Annotated in this window: 23 protein-coding genes; 8 read left to right on the forward strand and 15 right to left on the reverse strand. The window is 74.1% G+C overall.

The window, feature by feature from the left end:
* On the reverse strand, positions 1-1,832 hold a 1,832-nt coding region (locus C7C46_RS04680; protein WP_110665991.1), incomplete at its 3' end, for a ricin-type beta-trefoil lectin domain protein.
* A gap of 282 nt (positions 1,833-2,114) precedes the next feature.
* On the opposite strand from C7C46_RS04680, the gene C7C46_RS04685 reads away from it, so the two are divergent.
* The 4 genes from C7C46_RS04685 (at position 2,115) to C7C46_RS04700 (ending at position 6,066) form a co-directional block, all read left to right on the forward strand.
* Positions 2,115-3,317 (forward strand): ROK family transcriptional regulator, encoded by a 1,203-nt coding sequence (locus C7C46_RS04685; protein ID WP_110665993.1) that lies wholly within the window; start codon positions 2,115-2,117, stop codon positions 3,315-3,317.
* Between the two features lie 50 nt (positions 3,318-3,367).
* On the forward strand, positions 3,368-4,771 hold the full coding sequence (locus C7C46_RS04690) for a CYTH and CHAD domain-containing protein (protein WP_110665995.1): 1,404 nt from the start codon (positions 3,368-3,370) through the stop codon (positions 4,769-4,771).
* A gap of 164 nt (positions 4,772-4,935) precedes the next feature.
* Entirely contained in the window at positions 4,936-5,271 is a 336-nt protein-coding gene (locus C7C46_RS04695) for a hypothetical protein (protein ID WP_110665997.1), read from the forward strand.
* Positions 5,272-5,373: 102 nt separating this feature from the next.
* A complete protein-coding gene (locus C7C46_RS04700; RefSeq protein ID WP_110665999.1) occupies positions 5,374-6,066 on the forward strand; it encodes a hypothetical protein in 693 nt (230 codons plus the stop codon).
* 43 nt (positions 6,067-6,109) lie between these two features.
* Here C7C46_RS04700 and C7C46_RS04705 read toward each other — a convergent pair whose 3' ends face one another.
* Complete coding sequence (locus tag C7C46_RS04705; protein WP_110666001.1) at positions 6,110-7,336, reverse strand: NAD(P)/FAD-dependent oxidoreductase; 1,227 nt, start codon at positions 7,334-7,336, stop codon at positions 6,110-6,112.
* A gap of 137 nt (positions 7,337-7,473) precedes the next feature.
* On the opposite strand from C7C46_RS04705, the gene C7C46_RS04710 reads away from it, so the two are divergent.
* Complete coding sequence (locus C7C46_RS04710; protein ID WP_110666003.1) at positions 7,474-7,755, forward strand: hypothetical protein; 282 nt, start codon at positions 7,474-7,476, stop codon at positions 7,753-7,755.
* Between the two features lie 33 nt (positions 7,756-7,788).
* Here the strand turns inward: C7C46_RS04710 and C7C46_RS04715 are convergent, their stop codons facing one another.
* The 9 genes from C7C46_RS04715 to C7C46_RS04755 form a co-directional block, all read right to left on the reverse strand.
* On the reverse strand, positions 7,789-8,004 hold the full coding sequence (locus C7C46_RS04715) for a DUF6126 family protein (protein ID WP_110666005.1): 216 nt from the start codon (positions 8,002-8,004) through the stop codon (positions 7,789-7,791).
* On the reverse strand, positions 8,001-8,348 hold the full coding sequence (locus C7C46_RS04720) for an ArsR/SmtB family transcription factor (RefSeq protein WP_110666007.1): 348 nt from the start codon (positions 8,346-8,348) through the stop codon (positions 8,001-8,003). Before C7C46_RS04720 ends, C7C46_RS04715 begins: the two co-directional genes overlap by 4 nt.
* Before the next feature lie 157 nt (positions 8,349-8,505).
* Entirely contained in the window at positions 8,506-9,288 is a 783-nt protein-coding gene (gene nagB / locus C7C46_RS04725) for a glucosamine-6-phosphate deaminase (protein WP_110666008.1), read from the reverse strand.
* A 141-nt stretch (positions 9,289-9,429) separates the two neighbouring features.
* The gene (locus C7C46_RS04730; RefSeq protein WP_110666010.1) at positions 9,430-10,191 is read right to left on the reverse strand and encodes a VOC family protein; all 762 of its coding nucleotides are present in this window, start codon (positions 10,189-10,191) and stop codon (positions 9,430-9,432) included.
* A 133-nt stretch (positions 10,192-10,324) separates the two neighbouring features.
* Positions 10,325-10,753: a hypothetical protein gene (locus C7C46_RS04735; protein WP_110666012.1), complete on the reverse strand. Its 429-nt coding sequence runs from the start codon at positions 10,751-10,753 to the stop codon at positions 10,325-10,327.
* 110 nt (positions 10,754-10,863) lie between these two features.
* A complete protein-coding gene (locus C7C46_RS04740; protein ID WP_110666014.1) occupies positions 10,864-12,003 on the reverse strand; it encodes a glycoside hydrolase family 3 N-terminal domain-containing protein in 1,140 nt (379 codons plus the stop codon).
* A 213-nt stretch (positions 12,004-12,216) separates the two neighbouring features.
* Entirely contained in the window at positions 12,217-13,647 is a 1,431-nt protein-coding gene (gene pdxR, locus C7C46_RS04745) for a MocR-like pyridoxine biosynthesis transcription factor PdxR (protein ID WP_110666015.1), read from the reverse strand.
* Positions 13,648-13,935: 288 nt separating this feature from the next.
* On the reverse strand, positions 13,936-14,184 hold the full coding sequence (locus C7C46_RS04750) for a DUF6296 family protein (RefSeq protein ID WP_110666017.1): 249 nt from the start codon (positions 14,182-14,184) through the stop codon (positions 13,936-13,938).
* A 316-nt stretch (positions 14,185-14,500) separates the two neighbouring features.
* Complete coding sequence (locus C7C46_RS04755) at positions 14,501-14,914, reverse strand: PaaI family thioesterase (RefSeq protein WP_110666019.1); 414 nt, start codon at positions 14,912-14,914, stop codon at positions 14,501-14,503.
* Positions 14,915-15,012: 98 nt separating this feature from the next.
* Here C7C46_RS04755 and C7C46_RS04760 point away from each other — a divergent pair, with 98 nt between their 5' ends.
* Both C7C46_RS04760 and C7C46_RS04765 read left to right on the forward strand, forming a co-directional pair.
* A complete protein-coding gene (locus tag C7C46_RS04760; protein ID WP_110666021.1) occupies positions 15,013-15,465 on the forward strand; it encodes a hypothetical protein in 453 nt (150 codons plus the stop codon).
* An 8-nt stretch (positions 15,466-15,473) separates the two neighbouring features.
* Positions 15,474-16,019 (forward strand): GNAT family N-acetyltransferase, encoded by a 546-nt coding sequence (locus C7C46_RS04765; RefSeq protein WP_110666023.1) that lies wholly within the window; start codon positions 15,474-15,476, stop codon positions 16,017-16,019.
* Between the two features lie 114 nt (positions 16,020-16,133).
* Here C7C46_RS04765 and C7C46_RS04770 read toward each other — a convergent pair whose 3' ends face one another.
* Complete coding sequence (locus C7C46_RS04770; RefSeq protein ID WP_110666025.1) at positions 16,134-17,747, reverse strand: FAD-dependent monooxygenase; 1,614 nt, start codon at positions 17,745-17,747, stop codon at positions 16,134-16,136.
* A 115-nt stretch (positions 17,748-17,862) separates the two neighbouring features.
* Entirely contained in the window at positions 17,863-18,483 is a 621-nt protein-coding gene (locus C7C46_RS04775) for an L-threonylcarbamoyladenylate synthase (protein ID WP_110666027.1), read from the reverse strand.
* 121 nt (positions 18,484-18,604) lie between these two features.
* Between C7C46_RS04775 and C7C46_RS04780 the strand changes: the two genes are divergently transcribed.
* Positions 18,605-19,933 carry a cytochrome P450 gene (locus tag C7C46_RS04780; RefSeq protein WP_245984170.1) on the forward strand — a complete coding sequence of 443 codons (1,329 nt, stop codon included), beginning with the start codon at positions 18,605-18,607 and terminating at the stop codon, positions 19,931-19,933.
* A 174-nt stretch (positions 19,934-20,107) separates the two neighbouring features.
* Here C7C46_RS04780 and gap read toward each other — a convergent pair whose 3' ends face one another.
* Together gap and C7C46_RS04790 are read right to left on the reverse strand one after the other, a co-directional pair.
* On the reverse strand, positions 20,108-21,106 hold the full coding sequence (gene gap, locus C7C46_RS04785; protein ID WP_110666029.1) for a type I glyceraldehyde-3-phosphate dehydrogenase: 999 nt from the start codon (positions 21,104-21,106) through the stop codon (positions 20,108-20,110).
* Positions 21,107-21,250: 144 nt separating this feature from the next.
* Positions 21,251-22,207 (reverse strand): GlxA family transcriptional regulator, encoded by a 957-nt coding sequence (locus C7C46_RS04790; RefSeq protein WP_110666031.1) that lies wholly within the window; start codon positions 22,205-22,207, stop codon positions 21,251-21,253.
* Positions 22,208-22,332: the final 125 nt, after the last annotated feature.

Raw genomic sequence — 22,332 nt, forward strand, 5'->3', positions numbered from 1 at the left:
TCCCAGATCTGCAGCCGGGTGCCGTTGGCGGAACTCGGGCCGGTCGCGTCCAGGCATCGCCCGGACTGCGGGTTCACCAACTGGTGCGTGGCGGTGGCGGTCCACTGCTGGGCGCCGGTGCCGTTGCAGTCGTACAGCTGGGCCTGGGTGCCGTTGGCGGTGCCGCCGGAGGTCAGGTCCAGGCACTTGCCGAGCGCGCGCAGGGTGCCGTCACCGGGGACGGTCCACTGCTGGGCGCCGGTGCCGTTGCAGTCGTAGAGCTGGACGGCGGTCCCGTTCGCGGAGTTGGCGCCGGCCACGTCCACGCACTTGCCGCCGTAGCCGGTGACCTGGCCGGTGGTCGAGCCGCTCTGGGTGCCGGCCCAGGTGAAGGTGGCCGAGGTGTGCGCCGGGAGCTGGTAAGTGAACGACTGGCCGCCCCAGTTGACCGCGAGGTTCTGCGCGCTGCCGCTGTCGTTGTAGGCGACCAGCGCCTTGGAGCCGTCCGGGTTGAGCCAGGCCACGTTCGGCACCGCGGTGCTGGCGGTGGAGGCGATCCGGTAGGCGCCGGGCTTGACGAACTTGGTCAGCTGGCCGAGGTCGTAGTACTCCACGGTGTAGTCGACCTGGCCGCTGCGCGAGTCGCCGTTGTGCACCGTCACCAGGCCGGTGCAGGTGCCGCAACCGCCGTTGTGCGGGCCCATGTTCTGGTCCACCGCGAGCGACCACTTGACCACCGACTTACCCCAGTTGCGGGTGTAGTCGATGATGTTGAGCATGTCCTCGCGCTGCTGGTCGGCGATCCAGGTGCCGCCGGAGTGCTCGGTGTCGAAGGCGTCCAGGGTCGGGTACTGGTTGTGCACGGTGGTCTGCTCGGAGACGTCGCCGCCGTAGCCGTGCCAGGCCAGGCCGCCGAACAGCGGGTCGGTGCGGATCGCCGCGTCGTCCACGGTGGGCTGGGCGAAGCCGGCGTACTGGTCCCAGTTCCAGTCCAGGGCCAGCACCTTGGTGCTCAGGCCGGCCGCGTGCAGGGCGGGGAGCAGGTCGGTGCCGACGAAGTAGTGCAGGCCCGAGCCGTTCCACTGCATCGACGGGTAGCCGGCGCAGCAGGTCGGCTCGTTCTGCGCGGTCACGTAGTCCACGTGCACGCCGTTGGCCTGGTAGCCCTGCAGGTACTTCACGAAGTACTGGGCGTAGGCGGCGTAGTACTGGGACTGCAGCCAACCCTGGCTGACCGCGCCGCTGTCCTTCATCCAGGCCGGTGCCGTCCATGGGGTGGCCATCACCTTGAGGGCGGGGTTGAGCGCCTGCGCCTGCTTGGTGAGCGGGAGCACGTCAGCGAGGTCGTGGGCGAGGGAGAAGCCGTTCAGCGCGGGGTCGCTCTGGCCGGCCGGCTGGTCGTCGAAGGTGTAGTTGTACCGGGCCAGGTCGGAGGCGCCCATCGGGTTGCGCAGGAAGTCCAGGCCGATCCCGTTGACCGGGTCGAACAGGTTGCGCATCACGGTGTCGCGGGTGCCCGAGCTGAGCGCGCCGGAACTGTTCATCAGCCAGGCGGCGGTGTCGGTGAAGGAGGCGCCCGCACCGGTGAACTGCTGGTAGCGGGTGGACTCGTCGACCGAGATGGTCTGGCTGCCGGTGGCGGAGCCGGCGTTCAGGGTGAGCGGGGCCTGCTGCTGCAGGCCTCGGCTCACGGCTCGGCCGCCGGAGTCGGTGGTGGTGGTCAGCCAGACGTTGACCTGGCCGCCGGCGGCGTCGGCGTGGCCGGGCAGGCCGAGCAGCCCGCCGAGCGCGAGCACGGCCGCGCCGAGCAGGGCGGTGGCCCGGCCCCGGGTGGGGGTGGTGGTGGAGACCATGATGATGTGCTGCCTTCTCGGGTGGGGAACGGGAGTTGAGGCAGGGAGCGGTCGGCGGAGGGCCGCTGGGGGATTTCCGGCTTCCTCCGCAGGTGTGCAGGGCACCGTGGCGCGCTGGAGCGCTCGGGCGCCGCGCTGCTTTCTTTGCGTCGTGATTAAACTGAGACCGCAAGCTCGGCGTCAAGGGTGCGCGCAAGCCCGCCGGTCCGGCAGACTTGCGGGGACCGCACGGGGGCGGCCGCCCAGGAGCCGCACCCCTGACCCGGAAGGAGGCGGCGCCCGATGCCCGCGCAGCCGCCGCAGACCGTTCGTGACCTGCGCCGCGGCAACCGCGCCGTGCTGCTGCGCCGACTCTGGTTCCACGGGCCGCTGGCCCGCCAGGACTTGATCCAGTCCACCCGGCTCAGCCCCGGCGCGGTCAGCACCGTGACCGGCGAGCTGATCGAGGACGGGCTGCTGGTCGAGGCCGGCACCCTGGGCTCCGAGGGCGGTCGGCCCAAGGTGCTGCTGCGGGTCGACCCGAACGCCCGTCAGGTGATCGGGGTGGAGATCGGCGAGACCCGGGTGCGGGTCGAGCTGTACGACCTGGACCTGACCGAACGCGCCCGCGTGGAGCTGGTCCTGACCCAGGACCGGCACGATCCGGCGGCGGCGCTGGCCGCGCTGGACCAGGGCCTGCGCACCGTGCTGGCGCAGGCCACCGCGCCGGTGCTGGGGATCGGGGTCGGCGTGCCCGGCGTGGTCGAGCACCGGGACGGCGGCACGCTGCTGGTGCACGGTCAGACCGCCGGGTGGGACGGCGTCCCGCTGGCCGCGATGATCGGCGAGCTGACCGAGCTGCCGGTGCAGATCGACAACGGCGCCACCACGATGGGGCAGGCCGAGCTCTGGTTCGGGGCCGGCCGCGGCGCCCGCACCGCCGTGATCGCGCTGCTCGGCTCGGGCGTCGGCGCCTCGCTGGTGCTGGACGGCGCGCCCTACCGGGGCGTCGGCGGCAGCGCGGGCGAGTGGGGCCACACCACCGTGCAGGCGGGCGGCCGGCGTTGCCGGTGCGGCGCGCTGGGCTGCCTGGAGGCGTACGTGGGAGCCAGCGCGCTGGTCGAGCGTTTCCGCGAGCTGGGCGACCTGGCCGGCCTGACGGCACCGGTCGGCGAGGAGGAGGCACTGGCCGCGATGCTGGCCGCCTGCGCCGACGGGGGCGCCGGGGCCAAGCTGCTCGCCGAGGCCGGCGAGTACCTGGGCATCGGGCTCGGCAACCTGATCAACCTGGTCAACCCCGAACTGATCGTGCTGGGCGGCTGGGCGGGCCGACTGCTCGGCGCGCAGATGCTGCCCGCGATCCGCGAGGCGGCGGGGCGGCACGCGCTGCGGCACCCCTTCGACAAGACGCGGATCGTGCTGGGCGAGCTGGGCCCCGACGCGGTGGCGCTCGGGGCGGCGACGCTGCCGGTGGAGCGGTTCCTGGCGGGCGGCGGGGTCGGGTAGCCCGCAGCCCGGGGGTGCGTCCGGCGGGCGCAGGCGGGAAGCTGGATGGCATGGTGACCGCGCCGGCTGACCGACAACGGACGTACCAGGGCCTGCCGAGCGGGCCGGTGCGCCCGCAGGGGCTGGCGCGAGTGGCCGAGGTGGCCCCGGGCGGGCGGACCGAGACGGTGCGGGTGCGGTGGGACACCGCGGGCCTGCGGCTGCGGGCGCACGGCGGCGCGCTGGAACGGGGCCCGGACGGGCAGTGGACGCTCACCCTGCCCGGGGGAGCGGTGCACCACGGCGAGCCCTCCGCAGCGGTGCCGCCCCCGGAACTGCTGGCCCGGGTCCAGGCCTACACCGGCGGCCGGCCGCTGCGCCCCGTGCTGCGCCTGGCCACCCGCACCGAGCGCGCCCTGCTGCTGGACAGCGCGGGCCGCGCCCTGGCCGAGGTCGAGCGCGGCACCACCCGGGCCGAGGGCCTGGACGGACCCGGCCGGACCGCCGGCTGGTCGCGCACCGGGGTCCGCCTGTTGGCCGGCCGGCGCCGCCTGCTCACCGCGCTGGACCGGCGGCTGCGCGCCGACGGCCTGTCCGAGATCCGGCCCGCCCGCCCGCGCCGCACTCCGCCGCACCCCGGCAGCGCCGGTGCCGCGCTGACCCGCTACCTGCGCACCTGGAGTGCCGAACTCCTGGCGCTGGACGCCGCGGTGCGCCGCGAGGAGGCGGACTCGGTGCACCGGATGCGGGTGTGCGCCCGTCGGCTGCGCAGTGCGCTGACCGGCTGCCGGCGCTGGCTGCGGACCGCCGAGACGGCCCCGGTGGCGGAGGAACTGCGCTGGCTGGGCCATGTGTTGGGTGCGGCCCGGGACGCGGAGACGATGGGCGAGCGGCTGGCCGCGGAGCCGGTGGCACGGGAGGCGCTGCGGCGGCGGTACCTGGAGGCGTACGCCGTGCTGCGCCAGGTGCAGGCGAGCGGGCGGTACTTCGCGCTGCTGGCGAACGTGGAGCGGCTCGCCGAGCGGCCGCCGCTGCGCGGTCGGGCGCGGCGGGGGCGGGCGCGGCGGGGGCGAGGTGAACTGGAGCGCCTGCTGCGGGGCGAACGGCGGCGCACCGGGCGGCGGTTGCGGGCGGCGCTGGCGATGCCGGCCGGGCCGCGGCGGGACGAGGCGCTGCACGCGGCCCGCAAGGCGGCCAAGCGGGCCCGCTACGTCGCGGAGCTGGCCGGCGCGGACCGCGCGGCGCACCGGCTGCGCGCCGTCCAGGACGCCCTCGGCGGCTACCAGGACGCGGTGGTGGCCCGCGCCCTGCTGCTCGACCTGGCCGAGCAGGCCCGGGCGGCGGGCGCGGACACCTTCGCCCTGGGCTGCCGCTACGCCGAGCAGGCCTCGGCCGGCGAGGCGGCCCTGGCCCAGGCCGGCCCCGCCTGGCGCCGGGCGCACCGGGCGAAGTGCTGGCGGCCGGCGCGGTCCTAGGGCTGGACGGATCCGGGGGCGGAGGGGTCCCGGATGGTGGGGCACGGCCTGACCGCGACTTGGCCATGCGGGGGCGCGGGAGGCCGGATCCCTTGACGGTGCGTCAGCGGAGCTGTCACGTTATGGGCCATCAGATTCATCTCAGCTCATAACAGGAGTCGAAGATGGCCGTGCTCAGCAAGCTGGTCGGGCTGGCGGCCGCCGCCCTCGCGGTGTCCGGTGCCGGGGTGGCGCAGCTCGCCACGGCGGCCCCGGCCGCCGCGATGCCGATCTGCCAGCGGTACTGGACCTGGGACAGCGGCACGATCTTCTGCCCCAGCGCCGACAACTACTGGAACGGCTACGAGTTCCAGGTCGTCATCACCTGCGTCCACGACGGTGTGCCCTACGCGGTCACCAGTCCGCTGGTCCGTGCCAACACCACCGTCAGCGCCTACTGCAACGGCAGCGATCCGCTGCAGAGCACCAACCCGCCGAGCGTCACGTGGCAGTTCGGCTGATTGTTCGGTCGAACAGGGGTCGGACTGGGAGAATCCCGCTCGGACGGCCCGGCGACTGCCGGGTCGTCAGCACCAGTGCACGAGTGAAGGGACCACCCGGTGATGTCCACCAGTCGCCGTCTGGCGGCCGCGGCCGCGATCGTCGTCCTGTGGGGCGGGCTCGCCGCCTGCGGACCGAGCCACAACGGGCAGAACAAGGGAGCCGACCAGGCGGCGCCGCCGGCGGCGGCCCATCAGATCCCGGCCGGGGCCGGGCCGCAGGACAGCTACCATGCTGCCGCGCAGCCGGCAGCGGGCAGCTGCCACTACCGCTACAGCGCCGACAAGCAGCCGCTGCCGGACCTGACCTGCACCCCCGGGGCGACCAGCCCCGCGGTCACCCAGGCCACCCTCAACCAGACCATCTGCAAGCAGGGCGGCTACACCTCGGGGATCCGCCCGCCGGCGAGCGTGACCGGCAAGGAGAAGTCGGACAACGCCAAGTCGTACGGCTACACGGGCCCGATGGCGGACGCGGAGTACGACCACCTGATCTCCCTGCAGCTCGGCGGCGACCCCAACGACCCGCGCAACCTCTGGGTCGAGCCCCCGTCCCCGGGCCACGTCTCCGGCAAGGGGCCGAACAACCCCAAGGACTCGGTGGAGACCCACCTGCACACGGCCATCTGCAAGGGCCAGACCACCCTGGCGGCAGCCCAGCAGGCCATCGCCACGGACTGGACCACGGCCGAGGCCAAGCTGGGCCTGTCCGGCGGCGCCCCGGCCACGGCCGACCCGGACGACGACGCGAACTGACCCCGCCCCGCCGGGGTGCCGCGCACCCCGGCGGTCGGTCACCCTAGACCTCGCCCAGCGGCACGTCCGGATCGGCCAGCCGGGCTGGGTCGATCGGGTCAGGGGAGCGGACCAGGGTGCGGATGGTGTCGGTGACGTCCCAGGTGTTGACGTTCATCCCGGCCAGGACGCGGTTGTCGGCCAGCCAGAAGGCGATGAACTCGCGGGTGGCGGGGTCGCCGCGCAGGACGACGCGGTCGTAGCCGTCCGGCTCGACGTAGCCGGTGTACTCCATGCCGAGGTCGTACTGGTCGGTGAAGAAGTACGGGGTGCGGTCGTAGACCGTGTCCTGGCCGAGCATCGCGCGGGCGGCGGTGCGCGGCTGGTGCAGGGCGTTGGCCCAGTGCTCGACCCGCACGGGTTTGCCGATCAGCGGGTGGTCGGCGCGGGCCACGTCGCCGGCGGCGTAGATGTCGGGGTCGGAGGTGCGCAGCGAGGCATCGGTGCGGATGCCGTTGTCGACCAGCAGGCCGGCTGCCTCGGCGAGTTCGGTGGCCGGGGCGGCGCCGATGCCGACCAGGACGGCTTCGGCCGGGACCAGGCTGCCGTCGCCGAGCCGGACACCGCTCACCTTCCCGTCGGTGCCCTCGAAGGCGCTGACCTGCACGCCGAGACGCAGGTCCACGCCGTGCTCGCGGTGCAGGTCGGCGAAGACGGTGGCGACCTCGGGGCCCAGCACCCGCAGCAGCGGGAGCTCGAGGGCCTCCAGCACGGTGACCGCGACGCCGGCCGCCCGGGCCGCAGCCGTCGCCTCCAGGCCGATCCAGCCCGCGCCGACCACCGCGATGCGCTGGGCGGTGCGGAACAGCTCGCGCAGCCGGTCGCTGTCCTCGACCCTGCGCAGTTGGTGCACGCCGGCCAGGTCGGCGCCGGGGACCGGGAGCCGGCGCGGGCGGGCGCCGGTGGTGAGCAGCAGCTTGGCGTACCCGAGCGTGCTGCCGTCGTCCAGGGTGAGCCGGTGGGCCGCCGGGTCGAGGGCGGTCGCGGTGGTGCCCAGCCGCAGCTCGACCCGGTTCTCCTGGTACCACTGCGCGGGCTGCACGTAGATCTTCTGCCGGGGCTCCTTGCCCAGCAGGTAGCCCTTGGACAACGGCGGCCGCTCGTAGGGGAGTTCGTCCTCCTCGCCGATCAGGACCAGCGGGCCCTCGTAGCCCTCGGCGCGCAGCGTCTGGGCGGCCTGGGCGCCGGCCAGGCTCGCGCCGACGATGACCAGGGGGGTGTTCGCGACCATGCGTGCTCCTACGGTCCGGCGGTGGTCTCCATCTCACCGGATACCCGGCGGCTGGGCGCGCGCCGACACGCGCACGGGCGCACCATGGAAAGCACTCGCGCGCCGGCGGGCGGTGCGCCCAGTGGAGGAGGCCGGTGATGGCCGAGACACCGACGGCGAACCCCGGGGCCGCGAAGGTCCACCCGTTCCGCGACATCCGCGACCGGCTGCTGAACGTGACGCCGAAGGCGGTGTTCGTGCTGGTCGCGGCCTCGATGGGGCTCGGGTTGGTGGGGGCCCAGGTGCAGACGTTCTGGGTGCTGGTGCTGTTCGCGATCTTCTGGGGGATCACCGTGGTCGCGATGCTGGTGCTGGCCGCGCGGATGATCACCGAGCACGAGTCGACGACCGGCGGCGGACGCCACCGCGCGGTGCACTGACGCGCGTCGGGTGGGCCGAGCCTGGTCAGCGGGTCAGTGGTGGTTGCCGAGGAAGAAGAGCAGCATCACGAAGAACGCGAAGAAGTGCGTGCCGGCGATGTAGATGGCGGCGCGCACCCAGGCCGCCTTGCGCCTGCTCCGTTCGTCCCGCACCGTACCGTCGGCGGCCGCCCGGGCGGCGATCGCCATCAGGGCCGCGTGCTGGGCGGGGGTGATCGAGGCGGTCGGGGTGGTCGGCTGCTCGGTCACGAGGTGCTCCGGGGGAGGGCCGGCTGGCGCAGCTGGTCGAGCAGTGCGCCCTCGTCGGTGATCATCTCGGTCAGGATCCGGCGGGCGGCGCGCAGCAGCTCGGTCACGTCCGGGGTGCTCAGGGCGTAGACCACGGTGTTCCCGCCGCGGGTGGCGGTGACCAGCCTGGCCCGGCGCAGCACGCTCAGCTGCTGGGAGAGGCTGGAGGGCTCGATCTCGATCTCGGCCAGCAGCTCGCGCACCGGGCGCGGGCCGTCCTGGAGCAGTTCGAGCACCCGGATCCGGGCCGGATGGCCCAGGGTGCGGAAGAACTCGGCCTTGGCCTGGTAGAGCGGGATCGGCATGCGCTCATCATTCACTGGAATTGAAGAAATCTTCAAGTCGCGGCAGCGCGGGGGCGGAGGGGGCAGCGGGGAGCGGTGGGGGTGGGGGCATGCTGGAGAACGGCGCGGGCCGGAGCGGTGGTCCGCTCCGGCCCGCGCGCCGCACGTCGACTTGGCGTCAGATCGACTGCCAGGACGGCTTGGCCGCGTAGGTGGCGCGGAAGTAGTCGGCCAGCTTCAGGCGGGCGGCGGCCGCCTCGTCCACCACCACGGTGGCGTGCGGGTGCAGCTGCAGCGCCGAGGCCGGGACCAGCGCGGACAGGGGGCCCTCGACGGTCTGCGCGACGGCCTCCGCCTTGGCCTCGCCGGTGGCGAGCAGCACCAGGTGGCGGGCCTCCAGGATGGTGCCGATGCCCTGGGTCAGCACGTGGTGCGGGACCTCGTCCAGGCTGTCGAAGAAGCGGGCGTTGTCCACCCGGGTCTGCTCGGTCAGGGTCTTGATCCGGGTGCGGGAGGCGAGCGAGGAGCAGGGCTCGTTGAAGCCGATGTGGCCGTCGGTGCCGATGCCCAGCAGCTGGAGGTCCACCCCGCCGGCCGCGGCCAGCTCCTGGTCGTAGGCGGTGGCGGCGCCGGCGATGTCCTCGGCCGCGCCGTCCGGGCCGATGAAGCGCTCACCTGGGATGCCGAGCGGCTGCAGCACCTCGCGCAGCAGCACCTCGCGGTAGGACTCGGGGTGGCCGACCGGCAGGCCCACGTACTCGTCCAGCTGGCAGACCCGGGCCCGGGAGACGTCGAGCGAGCCCGCCTTGACCTTGGCCTCCAGGGCCCGGTAGATCGGCAGCGGCGTCGAGCCGGTGGCCACACCGAGCATCGCGTCGGGCTTGCGGGTGAGCAGGTCCGCGATCGCCGAGGCGATCAGCTCACCGCCCGCAGCGGCGTCGGGAACGATCACAATCTCCATGCTTGACCCACCGTCCGAAAAGCGAGTATTGAGGTCTAGACCAATCTTCGCTGAGTTTAGCGTGCCGGTAGGTCGCACAGGAACCCGCGCTCACCCGCTGGACGAGGTCAGGGGCGCCGCTCGGCGCCGCCCGACCCGGGGTCAGCCGCGCGTCGGGGAGATGATGCAGAAGAAGGCGCCGCCGTCGTCGCGGGCCACCGCCATCCGTCCGTACGGGGAGTCGGTCGGCGGCACCAGCAGCTCGCCGCCCAGCTCGACGATCCGGGCCGCCGCCATGTCGGTGTCGGTGACCGCGAAGTAGGTGCTCCAGAACGAGTCGGAGCCGGGCGGGACCATCGGGGGCAGCTCGCCGATGCCGCCCACCGGGGCGCCGTGCACCTTGGCCACGGTGTAGTTCAGGCCCGGGACCTCGTCGTACTCGTAGCCGAACACCTGGCTGTAGAAGATCCGGGCGGTGCGCGGGTCGTTGGACAGGTTCTCGTTCCAGGTGAACGAGCCGGACTCGTTGGCCAGGCCGGAGCCGCTCTGCTCGCGCCCCTGCCAGAGCCCGAAGACCGCGCCGGCCGGGTCGCGGGCCAGCGCGATCCGGCCGGCCGTCATGGCGTCGAACGGCTCCGTCAGCAGCTGGCCGCCGGCGTCCGTGATCCGGGCGGCCACCTGGTCGGCGTCGTCGGCGGCCAGATAGCTGACCCAGGCGGTGGGCGTCCCCGCCGGCACCGCGTTCACCGCGGCGACCAGCTGCCCGCGCAGCGTGGCCGGCCGGTAGTGGCCGCCCGGCCGGTCCGGGTCGGCGAACTCCCAGCCGAACAGGTCGTGGTAGAACGCGCAGGCCCGGTCCGGGTCGGCGGCGTTGAGGTCCACCCAGCAGGGCATGCCCTCGCGGTACTCGGTCATCCTGGGCATCGGCTGGCTCCTGGGGCGCGGCGGCAGTGTTCTGGCCAGGCTCGGTGGGGAGGCGGGGAGGCCGCAAGGGGGGTGGGCCGGTCGGGGGATCAGCGTGCGGAGAGGGGCAGGAACAGGGACGGCCAGCGGCACCCTAGGCGTCGTCCCGCTGCCTGGTGGCGTCCTCGATGCCGCGCAGCACGGCCTCCTGCTCGTTGCTGCGGCGGCGGCGCTCGGCTGCCTGGTCGCGCAGGTGGGACATCCGGGACTCGTCGGCGAGCGCGTCGCTGTCGACCACGGTGATGAAGCCGCTGCCCACGTTCACGATGTGCTGGTCCATCCGGCCGGTCAGCAGAATGGCGACCAGCACCATGAGCTCGTCGCGCACCTCGTCCGTGTAGTACTCCTCGTCCTGCGGCGCGGGGACCTGTTCGGCGGCCCGGCCCGGGGAGCCGACCAGGCGGACGATCTCCTGCAGCATCTCGCCCAGCACCCGGTAGGGCTCGGGGTCCATCCGCAGGCGCAGCGTCTCCAGGTACAGCTGGGCCTTCTCGCCCGGGCTCGGCTCGGTGGCGTCGTCCATGGGTCCATCCTGCCCAGCCGAACCGGGCGCCGTGCGTGAACGGCTGATCTGCGGGCGGCTTCGTCGGCTTTCCGCCACCGGCCGGTCGCCACAGGGCACCAGTCGGCCCGTCAGCGCAGGCGGGCGCGCAGGGTGGTGATCCGGTCGACCGCCGAGAGGAAGGAGGCGCGGTCCAGTCGGCCGGAGTCCAGTGCGTCGGAGAGGGTGGCGGTGGCGTCCGCGCCCTGCGCCGGGTCCTGGGCCGAGCAGAGGATCAGGTCCATCCCCGCCGCCGCCGCGGCCACCGCCCGTTCGCCCGTGTCCCCGTAGGCCTTCAGCGCGCCCGCCTCCAGTGCGTCGGTGACGGTGACCCCGTGGAAGCCGAGCCGGTCGCGCAGCTCGCCGCCGACCACGGTGGGCGACAGTCCCGCCGGGCGGGACGGGTCCAGCGCCGGGTAGACGGCCCAGGAGACCATCACCAGGTCCACGTCCGCCACCAGCGCCGCCGCGTAGGGCGCCTCGTCGACCGCGCTCAGCTCCTCCTGGCCGGCCGGCAGGGTGACCGGGCCCAGGTCGGTGTCCGCCTTGGCCGGCGCCGTCCCGAGGCCGGGGAAGTGCTTGGCGGTGCCCGCCACCCCGCTGGCGTGCTGCCCGGTGACGAAGGCCTGCCCGAGTGCGGCGACCAGCGCCGGGTCCTGGCCGAAGGAGCGCTGCGGCTTGTCGATGAAGTTGCCCGGATCGCGGTACACGTCCAGCACCGGCGCGAGGTTGACGTTGAGTCCGGCGGCCGCCAGGTTGGCCCCGGCCTCCTGCCCGGCCCGCTGGGCGGCGGCCACCGCGTCGGGCTGCGCGCCGAGCGCGCGGGCCGACAGCTCCGGCGCCCCCGGCAGCCGGCGCACCGAACCGCCCTCCTGATCGGTCATCAGCAGCAGCGGCTGATGCACCGGGCTCTGCAACTGGGCCTGCCGCAGCGCCGCCACGGCCTGCCGGAACCGCTCCGGATCCGCGGTGTTCGAGCCGAAGAAGATCACTCCGGCGGCCCGCCCCGTGCGGATCGCGGTGAGCAGCGGCTCGGGCGGGGTGGACCCCTTGTACGAGTAGACCACCCGCTGGCCGGCCAGCTGATCGTCCGTCAGCGGCGGGGTCTGCGGGCCCGGCAGGCTGCCCGGGACCGGGGAGGCGTCGGCGGCGTTGCGCACCGGCACCGTCGGCCCGCAGGCGGCGAGCAGCAGGACCAGGGCGCTGAGCAGCCAGCGGGTGCGGGGAGGCATGGCCAGGGGCTCCTATGGGCGGACAGGGAACCGTACTACAGAACTACGGACGAGGATCACCCACCGGGGCCGCCGTGGAGGGCATTTCCGCGACCTCGCCCGGCGCGTCGCGCTCCGCGGTACCTTCGGCGGCGGGCCCCGTGCCGTCGGCCCGGTGCGGCCCGTGGTGCGGCCCCGGTGCGGCCGCCCCGCCCGAGCCCGGTGCCCCCGCCCTCAGCCGGCCGGCGGGAGCACGTCCACCAGTGCCGCCAGCGCCGCCGGGTAGGCGTGGTCCGGCGGCGCCGCGTACCCCACCACCAGCCCGTCCTGCCCCGGTCCCGCCGCGCCGGGGTGCCGGTAGCCGGCCAGCTCGTCCACCCCGACCCCGGCCGCCCGGGCGGCCCGGCAGGCGGCGGTCGCCGTCCCGGCCGGCAGCCGCAGCACCACGTGCAGCCCGGCGGCCACCCCGGTCACCGTGACGTGCGGGGCCCGCTCGGCCAGCAGCGCGACCAGTTCGTCGCGCCGCCGCCGGTAGCGCTGGCGCATCCGGCGGATGTGCCGGTCGTACCCGCCGGACTCGATGAAGTCCGCCAGCGCCAGCTGGTCCAGCGCACTCGCGTACGCCTCCCAGCGCCCCTTGGCCGCGAGCACCGCGTCGACCAGTCCCTCGGGCAGCACCAGCCAGCCCAGCCGCAGGGCCGGGGACAGGCTCTTGCTCACCGACCCCAGGTACACCACCCGGTCCGGGTCCAGCCCCTGCAGCGCGCCCACCGGGGTCCGGTCGTGCCGGAACTCCCCGTCGTAGTCGTCCTCCAGGATCACCCCGCCGCTCTGCCGGGCCCAGTCCACCGCGGCGGCGCGCCGCTCGGGGTGCAGCGCGGCGCCGGTCGGGAACTGGTGCGCCGGGGTGAGCAGCACCGCCCTGGCGCGCGGCAGCTCGGGCAGCTCGGCGGTGCGGGCGCCGTACCCGTCCACGCCGAGCGGGTCGGTGCGTACGCCGGAGCGGTCCAGCAGCTCGCGGTGGAACGGCAGTCCGTACTCCTCCAGAGCCAGTCGCCCGCGCAGCACCCCCTCGCCGTACAGCAGCCGCAGCGCCGGGCCGACGCCCGAGCCGACCACGATCCGCTCCGGGTCGGTGCGCACCCCGCGGGCCCGGGCCAGGTAGTCGGCCAGGGCCCGGCGCAGCTCCTCCCGGCCGCGCGGATCGCCCGGCCCGAAGGCCGCGCTGGGGGCCGAGGTGACGGAGCGCCGGACGGCGGCCACCCAGTCGGCGCGCGGGAAGCCGGCCGCGTCCGGCTGGCCCGGGCGCAGGTTGTGCTGCGGGGCCACCGGGAGCACCCGGGACCCGCGCGGGGGTCGGCCGCGTCTGGGCCGGGCCCGCTCGGCCACCTGGGTCCCGGCGCCCTGACGGGCCGTCAGCCACCCCTCGGCCACCAGCTCGGCGTAGGCGTCGGCCACCGTGTTGCGCGCCAGCCCGAGATCGGCGGCGAGCGAGCGGTACGGGGGCAGCCGGGTGCCCGGGGCCAGTCGGCCCTCGCGCACCGCCTCGCGCAGCGCGCGGATCAGCGCGGCCCGTCGGCCGCCCGGGGCGGACAGGTCGAGCCGCAGGTCGAGATGGAGGTCACGACCGATCCGCTGGGCCGAATTGACCCATGTTTCTGCCATCGAAATGCACCCTACTCGTGGTCGATCACGGAGCTGGCCTGAGGTCATGACGACGATGCGGCCGAACAGCCTTGGGACCGCCCGGATCAACCTCGCCCGCACCGCTCCCGAGGTCTTCGCGCTCCGACGGGAGGTGCCGGGTTTCTTCGGCGAGCGGGAGCGGGCCGCACCGGCGCCGTCAACACCTGGAACCGGATCGCGATCACGTCCGCGAAGCTGCCGGGCACCGACGAGCGGGTACGGCGCCGACCGGTCGGGCGGGCTGACGGTGCATCGACCGACCGGCCGTCAGGCCGCCGAACGCGGTTCCGGCAGCGGCACGGTGTGCAGGCACTGGTACTGGTGGCCGACGTCGCCGTCGACCACCGCGGCCACCCCGTCGGCGTCGATGGTGACCTGGAAGGTGCCGGTGTGGTCGGCGTAGACGGTCCGCCCGCCCACTGTGCGCGGCGTCCAGTGCACGATCACCACGGTGGAGGGGCGGTGGCTGCCCACCTGGCCGGGCAGCGAGACGGCATAACGGCGTGCGGGATCCACGACGGGTCCTCCTCGGGATCGGGTCGGGGTCCCGAGGACGCCGGTGCCGGTCCGACGGAGCATGCCGGGCGCCGAGGGGGGCGCCTTCGGCCGAAGGCCGGGGGAGCCGCGCGCCGATTCGACATGATCCGTGGACAGGCCCTGTCCCCGGGCCAATCCCCTTGGCTCTGCCCGTCCTTGGGCCGTTCAATCCCGTCCCGGCATGGGCATGGCAGCCGAGGGCGTGACCCTGGCCACACCGGCTGCTGCGGGTACGTCCCAGCTGTCCCGCGAGTGCGCCCCAGGCCCTGTGGTGGCTCGCCCGGGGAGCGGGCACTCACCCCGCGAGCGCGTACACCGTGGTTGCCTGAGCAGCCGGCTCGGTCTCGCCCTCGGCGGTCAGGGTGATCTCGGCGAAGGCCAGCCGGCGGCCGAGCTTGGTGACCCGCGCGGTCACCAGCAGGTCCCGGCCGACCACCGCGCGCTGGAAGCTGGACGACTGCTGAACGGTGGTCATGGGCGCGAAGCCGCCGAGCGCACTGGACAGCGCCACCACGGTCGCGGTGTCGGCGGCGGCCATCATCGCCTGCCCGCTCAGCCCGCCGCCCTCGCGGGCCAGCCGGTCGGACCAGGGCAGCCGAAGGACCGCGTGGCGCTCCCCGGTCTCCACGACCGTCAGGCCCAGGTCGAGCACCCAGGGGGCGAAGTAGTCGGCGAGGATCTTGTCCGCCTCGGCGGTGGTGATCGGCATACCCGTCATCGTGGCGGCGGCGAAGGTCGTGCTCTACCCCTTGAGACCTGAGACAACTCGTCAGTAACCTCTGGGCTCACAGCTGGGAGGCGGCGCGGATGCGCAGAGCGGTGCTCACGCTGGCGGCGGTGGTGCTGCTGGTCGAGGCGCTGGTGGTGGGACTGATCGGGCTGGTGCTCGGGTTCGCCGCCAGCAGGCAGCACATGGTGATGGGCGGGATCGCCAGCTCCCGGATCGCGCTGGCCTCCTGGGTCGGGCAGGGCAGCCTGGCAGTGTTCCTGCTGGTCTGCGCGGTGGTGGTGGCCGTGACGGCGGGTCGGCCGCAGGTGCGGCTGTTCGTCCGGGTGCTGCTGGTGCTGTGCGCGGTGCTCAACGGGGTGCTGATGGCCCTGATGCTCGCGCTCTCCGGCTGGCCGGCCTTCTGCCTGCTCGCGGTGGTGACGGGGGTGCTGGTGCTGGTGCTGGTGTACGAGCGACCGTCGCCGGTGCCGGCCGCGGAGCCGGTGGCGGCGGGAAATGCCGTGGCGGAGCCGCCGATTCCGCTGGAATGATCATCCGTATGAATACTCGGATCCGCCCCGTCACCGCCGAGGACTGGCCCGAGGTCAAGGAGCTGCGGCTGGCCGCGCTCCAGGACCCGCTGGCCGCCATCGCCTTCCTGGACACCTACGAGCAGGCCGCCGCGCGGCCGGACGAGTTCTGGCAGCAGCGGGCGGCCGGCACCGGCGGCGGGTTGATCAGCCGCCAGTTCGTTGCCGAACAGTCGGACGGGCGCTGGGTCGGCTCGGTCAGCGTGCTGATCGAGCAGGCGGGCGGCGCGGACGTGTTCGGCGGGCCGGTCGCCCAGGACCAGGCGCACCTGGTCGGCGTCTTCGTCCGCCCCGAGTGCCGGGGCACCGGCGTGGCCCGCGAGCTGTTCGAGGCGGCAACGGCCTTCGCCCGCGGTTACGGCGAGCCGCCGATCTCCCGGGTCCGCCTCTTCGTGCACCAGGACAACCACCGGGCCGAGGCCTTCTACCGCAAGCTCGGCTTCGCCCGCACCGGCCACACCGTCCAGGTGCCCAGCGACACAGCCAAGGTGGAGAACGAGCTGGTGCTGGCCTGACCTCGTACGGGCCCGACGCACGGTAAGGCTCCCGCTCAGGAGGGCGGGTTCCGCTTCTGGTCGGCCGCGCCGGCGCGAGGTCGGGGGGCGGCCTTCGGGCGATCCTGCGCCGGGTCAGCTCGAGAAGGTGCGGCGCAGGTGAGCGGTGAGGCGGGGCGGCTCCGCCGTGGGGAGGCGGGCGCCCAGGTAGCCGTCCGGGCGGATCACGAAGGCCTCGCCGTCCCGGGGTGCGTACGCGGTGATGAAGCTGCCGTGGTGGTCGCGGACGTACGGCAGTCGCAGCTCGGCCGGGTCGAGGGCCGCGTCCGGCGCGAGAACGGCGTGCACGTCCAGCAGTTGGTGCGCCGCCGCCCGGGCGGTCGCCGCGTACCCGCGCAGGGCCTCGGCGGTGGCGTCCGGCCCCGCGTACAGCAGCAGGGTGTGGCGCGGGCCGCGCAGCAGGTCGAACAGGCGCGCCGGGTAGCTGGTGAGCGGGCGTCGCAGTCCGGTGCAGTCCGGCGCGCGGTCGCCGGCCGCGGGACCGGGGCCCCGGTAGCCGTTACCGTCGGTCAGCGGGCCGCTGCGGTAGCCGAGCAGCAGTTGGGCCTCCCGGAGCAGCAGGGTGGCCGGGTCGTCCGGATCGGCGTCCATGCCGCCCCGGGCGTGCCGGACCGTGCGCCCGACGACCTCCTCGCCCACCGGGTGCCGTTCCGCGTGGTAGCTGTCCAGCAGGTCGTCGGCGGCCAGGCCGTGCACGGCCAGGGCCAGCTTCCAGGCCAGGTTGTAGGCGTCCTGCACGCCGGTGTTCATGCCCTGGGCACCAGTGGGCGGGTGGATGTGGGCGGCGTCACCGGCCAGGAAGAGGCGGCCCGCCCGGTAGCGGCCGGCCAACCGATGGCTGATCCGGAAGACCGAGGACCAGCGCAGGTCGGTCGCCGTGGCCGGCCGCGGGGACAGCCGGTCGAGCACCGCCTGGATGTGCCGCAGCTCCGGGGCCCGTCCGGCCTCCAGGCCGTGGGCGACCTCGCCGCCCGGCCCGTGGGCCAGCTCGGGCGGGACCAGCATCGAGATCCGGTACCGGTGCCGGCCCGGTAGGGGCACGCAGACCAGCAGGTCGTCCACGGCACCCTTGGCGTCCAGGCGGGTGGCGCGGACTGCGTACCCCGCGGGCAGGTCCCAGTCGACCTCGACGTCCCCGAGCATGTACTGCTCCGGGAAGGCGTCGCCGCCGAAGCCGATCCCGGCGGCGTGCCGGACCAGGCTGTGCGCACCGTCGCAGCCCACCACGTAGCGGGCGGACAACCGGGCCGGCCCGTCCGGGGTGGCGAGCGAGACCAGCACCTGCCCGTCCCGCTGATCCAGCTCGGTCACCTCGGTGCCGCGCTCGACCTCGGTGCCGAAGTCCGCCAGGTGTCGGGCCAGCAGCCGTTCCGTGGCGTACTGCGGAAGTGCGGCGAACCCGTACGGCACCTGGGGCGGCAGCTCCAGCTCCAGCCGCGGTCGGGCCGCCCCGTCCACGAAGGTCAACTGGCCTCGCATCGGCACGGCCGCGTCGAGCGCCGCGCCCACCAGCCCCATGTCCTCCCAGACCTCCAGCGTCCGTGGCTGGATGCCGACGGCCTTGGCGTACGGCTGCGGGGTCGCCAACCTGTCGACGATCCGGCAGTCGACCCCGTGGCGACGCAGTTCGGCTGCGGCCGTCAGGCCGACCGGACCCGCTCCCACCACGAGCACGTCGGTGTCGTCCATGACCGCTCCTCGGTTTCCGGGACCGTCCCCGTGCCCTTCCAGGCTGCCCCGGTGGCAGCGGCCCCGGCCACTCGGGCACCGTCGTGCGGCGGTGGCGGCGGGTTGTGCCCATCGGTCACTCGAAGCGGACGGTGTCGCCGGCCCCCCGCCGGACGATCTCAGCGCTGCCGCTGGAGAAGTCGATGACCGTCGTCGGGACCGTGCCGCAGTCGCCCGAGTCCACCACGGCGTCCAGCACGTGGTCGAGTCGCTCCTTGATCTCCCATCCCTGGGTCATCGGCTCGTCCTCGCCGGGCAGGAGCAGGGTGCTGGAGACCAGGGGCTCGCCCAGTTCGGCGAGCAGCGCCCTGGTGACGGCGTGGTCGGGGATCCTGACCCCCACCGTCTTCTTCTTCGGGTGCAGCAGCCTGCGCGGCACCTCCTTGGTGGCAGGCAGGATGAACGTGTAGCTGCCCGGCGTCGCGGCCTTGACGGCCCGGAACACGTTGTTGTCGAGCTGGACGAACTGGCCCAGCTGCGCGAAGTCCACGCACATCAGCGTGAAGTGGTGCCGTTCGTCCAGCCGCCGGATGGTCCGGATCCGCTCCAGCCCGTCGTGGTTGTCCAACTGACAGCCCAGGGCGAAACAGGAGTCGGTCGGGTACGCGATGAGCGCCCCGGACCGGAGACTGGCGGCCACGGTGCTGATGGTGCGCGGCTGGGGAGACTCTGGGTGCACGTCGAAGTACTTGGCCATTGGCCGACCTTATGGGATCCCGGTGCCGGATGGAGGGAGCCGCGGCAGCACGCGCCCGCGCCCGCCCGCGGTCGGTCGGTTTGCGCCGCCGCGGTGGCCGGGGAAGCCGTTGGGTGTGACGGTGGATCAAGTGGATGTGGACCGGATCTTCCGGCCGCAGACGTACGCGGTCGGCGTGCCGTACGAGCTGTTCGCGCAGTTGCGGGCGGCGCGGGCGGTGTGGTGGGTGCGGGAGCCGGCGGTGGGGGCGTGGCCGGCCGGGCCGGGGTACTGGGCGGTGCTGCGCCATGCGGAGGTGAAGCAGGTCCTGCGTACGCCGGGGGTGTTCTCCTCCTACCTGGGGGCGACGCAGATCCGGGATCCGGACAGCTCGGCCGACCTGGAGTTCGCGCGGACGATGATGCTCAACCAGGATCCGCCGGAGCACGCTCGGTTGCGGCGGATCGTGGCGGCGGCGTTCACGCCGCGGGCGCTGGGGGAGCTGAGCGCGGCGATCGAGGAGTGTGCGCGGGAGCTGGTCAACTCGGTGCGGGAAGTCGGGCAGGCCGACTTCGTGCGGCTGGCCGCCGAGCTGCCGGTGCGGGTGCTGGCGCGGGTGCTCGGGGTGCCGGAGCAGGACCGGCAGTTGCTGGTGGACTGGTCGAACCGGGTGATCGGGTACCAGGACGCGGACTACGCCGACTCCTGCACCGTGGACCCGGCGAGCCTCACCGAGCTCGGCCGCACCGCGCTCGCGGCCCGCCCGGCCACCCGCACCACACCGGACGGACGCCCCGTCAACCCGCGCTCCCGGGCCGCCCTGGCCGACATGTTCGCCTACGCGCACGGCCTCGCGGTGAACCCGCGCCCCGGCAGCCTGCTGGCGCGGATGCGCGAAGGGGGGCTGAGCACCCAGGAGTTCGAGACCGCGTTCTTCCTCTTCGCGGTCGCGGGCAACGAGACGGTGCGCAACGGCCTGCCGGGTGGCCTGCTCAGCCTGCTGAGCCACCCGGCGCAGCACCGACTGCTGCTGGCGCAGCCGGAGTTGCTCGGCTCGGCGGTGGAGGAGATGCTGCGCTTCTGGCCGCCGGTGGTCTCGTTCCGCCGGACCGCGACCTGCGAGGTGGACCTGGGCGGGGTGCGGATCGGGCGAGGGCAGAAGGTGGTGGTGTACCACGCCGCCGCCAACCGGGACGGGGCGGTCTTCCGGGACCCGGACCGGTTCGACCTGACCCGCACCCCCAACGACCACGTCAGCTTCGGCTTCGGCCCGCACTTCTGCCTGGGCGCCCAGCTGGCCCGGATGCAGTACCGGGCGATGATCCGGGCGATGCTGGAGCTCCCGGGCCTGGAGCCGGCAACCGGGGCACCGCCGGGCCGACTTGTGTCGAACTTCCAGAACGGCCTGAAGGAACTGCCGGTGCGATGGGCGCCGAACCGCTCGACCCGGACGGCTTCGACACCGACGTAGTCGAACAGGCTTCCAGAGCCGCCGGGCCGATCAACTCCCCTGGCGTTCGCGCAGGAGGGTGACGCCGTCGCCGTCGAGGTAGCAGCCGCGGCCGGCCATCGCCATGATCAGGGCCGGCAGTTGCCCGCGGGGCCGTCGTCCCCCGGGACGACGGCCCCGCGGGCCAGGGCGGACTCAGGCGCCGGCGAGCAGGTCGAGGGTGTCGACCACGCGGTTGGAGAAGCCCCACTCGTTGTCGTACCAGGCGACCACCTTGACGTGCCGTCCGTCCACCCGGGTCAGCTCGGAGTCGAAGATCGAGGAGGCCGGGTTGCCGGTGATGTCGGCGGAGACCAGCGGGTCGTCCGAGTACTCCAGCACGCCGGCGAGCCGGCCGGCGGCCGCCTCGCGGTAGGCGGCGAGCACCTGCTCGCGGGAGACCTCGCGGGCCACCGTGGTGTTCAGCTCGACGATCGAGCCGACCGGGACGGGGACCCGGATCGAGTCGCCGGAGAGCTTGCCCGCCAGGTTCGGCAGCACCAGGCCGATGGCCTTGGCCGCGCCGGTGGTGGTCGGCACGATGTTCACGCCGGCGGCTCGGGCCCGGCGCGGGTCGCGGTGCGGGCCGTCCTGGAGGTTCTGCTCCTGGGTGTAGGCGTGCACGGTGGTCATGAAGCCGTGCTCGATGCCGGCCAGCTCGTCCAGGACGCTGGCCAGCGGGGCGAGCGCGTTGGTGGTGCAGGAGGCGTTGGAGACGACGGTGTGCACGGCCGGGTCGTAGGCCTCGGTGTTGACGCCGTAGGCCAGGGTGACGTCCGCACCGTCCGAGGGGGCGGAGACCAGGACCTTCTTCGCACCGGCGGTCAGGTGGGCGCGGGCGGCGTCGGCGGAGGTGAAGCGGCCGGTCGCCTCCAGCACGATGTCGACATTCAGCTCGGCCCAGGGCAGCTGCGCGGGGTCGCGCTCGGCGGTCACCTTGATCCGGCGCCCGTCAACCACCAGGGTGTCGCCCTCGACGCTCACCGGGCGGCCGAGCCGGCCGGCGGTGGTGTCGTAGGCGAGCAGCCGGGCGAGCGCGGTGGGCTCGGTGAGGTCGTTGACGGCGACCACCTCGAGCTTGCTGTCGCGCTCGAGCAGGGCGCGCAGCACGTTGCGGCCGATGCGTCCGAAACCGTTGATCGCGATGCGGGTCATGGTGGGTTGCTCCTCGTCTGGGTGGCTGCCTCCACTCTGGTCCGTGTCGGCAACCGGTGGCAGTGGCATTAATGCCACCTTCCGCAAGGATCGTGCCAAACTGTCAAAGCCCCGCTGACCAGGCCGTTCGCCGCAGATGTCGGGTCACTCGCCGCGGGTGAAGGTGCGCCGGTACTCGGCCGGCGAGGTCCCGAGGATCTGCTGGAAGTGCTGGCGCAGGTTGGCGCCGGTGCCCAGCCCGACCACGGTGGCGATCTGCTCGACGCTCTGCTCGGACCGCTCCAGCAGTTCGCGGGCCAGGTCCAGCCGGGCCCGCATCACCCACTGCATCGGCGTGTACCCGGTGTCCTCGACGAACCGCCGGGAGAAGGTCCGCGGCGACACCGCCGCGTGCCGGGCCAGCAGCGGCACGCTCAGCGGCTCGTCGAGGCGGTGCAGCGCCCACTCGCGGGTGGCGGCGAACCGCTCGCCGACCGGCTCGCGCAGGCTGCGCGGCACGTACTGGGCCTGACCGCCGCTGCGGTAGGGCGCGGCCACCAGGCGCCGGGCGGCGTGGTTGGAGGCGGCGACCCCGAGGTCGCCGCGCAGCACGTGCAGGCACAGGTCGATCCCGGAGGCCGCTCCGGCCGAGGTCAGCACGGTGCCCTCGTCCACGAAGAGCACGTTCTCGTCCACCCGCACCAGCGGGTACTTGGCGGCCAGCGCCCGGGTGTAGTGCCAGTGCGTGGTGGCCCGCCGCCCGTCCAGCAGGCCGGTGGCGGCCAGGGCGAAGGCGCCGGTGGAGATCGCGGCGAGCCGGGCGCCGCGCCGGTGGGCGGCGACCAGGGCCGCCAGGACGGCCTCCGGCGGATCCTCGCGGTCCGGCTGCCGGTAGCCGGGGACGAAGACCAGGTCGGCCCACTCGACGGCCTCCAGGCCGTCGGCGACGTGGTACGACAGGCCGTCACCTCCGGTCACCAGCCCGGCGCGGGCTCCGCACACCCGCACCTCGTAGGGCATGCTCGCGCGGTTGGTGAAGACCTGCGCCGGGATCCCGACGTCGAGGGGCTTGGCCCCGTCGAGGACGAGGACGGTGACGCGGCGCAGGCGGGAGGTCGACACAGCACCAGGGTAGGCAGCCCGCCGCCGGGCAGCGCCTGCGGCTCGTGGTGGCCAGGCGCCGTGCAGTTCCTTGCAAGGCCGCCGGGCTACCGTCCGGGCCACCGGCACCACGCGACTGGCCACCG

Origin of the sequence: Streptomyces tateyamensis, assembly GCF_003205575.1 — a bacterium.
Lineage (GTDB): Bacteria > Actinomycetota > Actinomycetes > Streptomycetales > Streptomycetaceae > Kitasatospora > Kitasatospora tateyamensis.

Coding starts and splice junctions, on each gene's coding strand:
- C7C46_RS04685 (WP_110665993.1), top strand. CDS start 2,115: ATGCCCGCGCAGCCGCCGCAGACCGTTCGTGACCTGCGCCGCGGCAAC.
- C7C46_RS04690 (WP_110665995.1), top strand. CDS start 3,368: ATGGTGACCGCGCCGGCTGACCGACAACGGACGTACCAGGGCCTGCCG.
- C7C46_RS04695 (WP_110665997.1), top strand. CDS start 4,936: ATGGCCGTGCTCAGCAAGCTGGTCGGGCTGGCGGCCGCCGCCCTCGCG.
- C7C46_RS04700 (WP_110665999.1), top strand. CDS start 5,374: ATGTCCACCAGTCGCCGTCTGGCGGCCGCGGCCGCGATCGTCGTCCTG.
- C7C46_RS04705 (WP_110666001.1), bottom strand. CDS start 7,336: ATGGTCGCGAACACCCCCCTGGTCATCGTCGGCGCGAGCCTGGCCGGC.
- C7C46_RS04710 (WP_110666003.1), top strand. CDS start 7,474: ATGGCCGAGACACCGACGGCGAACCCCGGGGCCGCGAAGGTCCACCCG.
- C7C46_RS04720 (WP_110666007.1), bottom strand. CDS start 8,348: ATGCCGATCCCGCTCTACCAGGCCAAGGCCGAGTTCTTCCGCACCCTG.
- nagB (WP_110666008.1), bottom strand. CDS start 9,288: ATGGAGATTGTGATCGTTCCCGACGCCGCTGCGGGCGGTGAGCTGATC.
- C7C46_RS04730 (WP_110666010.1), bottom strand. CDS start 10,191: ATGCCCAGGATGACCGAGTACCGCGAGGGCATGCCCTGCTGGGTGGAC.
- C7C46_RS04735 (WP_110666012.1), bottom strand. CDS start 10,753: ATGGACGACGCCACCGAGCCGAGCCCGGGCGAGAAGGCCCAGCTGTAC.
- C7C46_RS04740 (WP_110666014.1), bottom strand. CDS start 12,003: ATGCCTCCCCGCACCCGCTGGCTGCTCAGCGCCCTGGTCCTGCTGCTC.
- pdxR (WP_110666015.1), bottom strand. CDS start 13,647: ATGGCAGAAACATGGGTCAATTCGGCCCAGCGGATCGGTCGTGACCTC.
- C7C46_RS04755 (WP_110666019.1), bottom strand. CDS start 14,914: ATGCCGATCACCACCGCCGAGGCGGACAAGATCCTCGCCGACTACTTC.
- C7C46_RS04760 (WP_110666021.1), top strand. CDS start 15,013: ATGCGCAGAGCGGTGCTCACGCTGGCGGCGGTGGTGCTGCTGGTCGAG.
- C7C46_RS04765 (WP_110666023.1), top strand. CDS start 15,474: ATGAATACTCGGATCCGCCCCGTCACCGCCGAGGACTGGCCCGAGGTC.
- C7C46_RS04770 (WP_110666025.1), bottom strand. CDS start 17,747: ATGGACGACACCGACGTGCTCGTGGTGGGAGCGGGTCCGGTCGGCCTG.
- C7C46_RS04775 (WP_110666027.1), bottom strand. CDS start 18,483: ATGGCCAAGTACTTCGACGTGCACCCAGAGTCTCCCCAGCCGCGCACC.
- gap (WP_110666029.1), bottom strand. CDS start 21,106: ATGACCCGCATCGCGATCAACGGTTTCGGACGCATCGGCCGCAACGTG.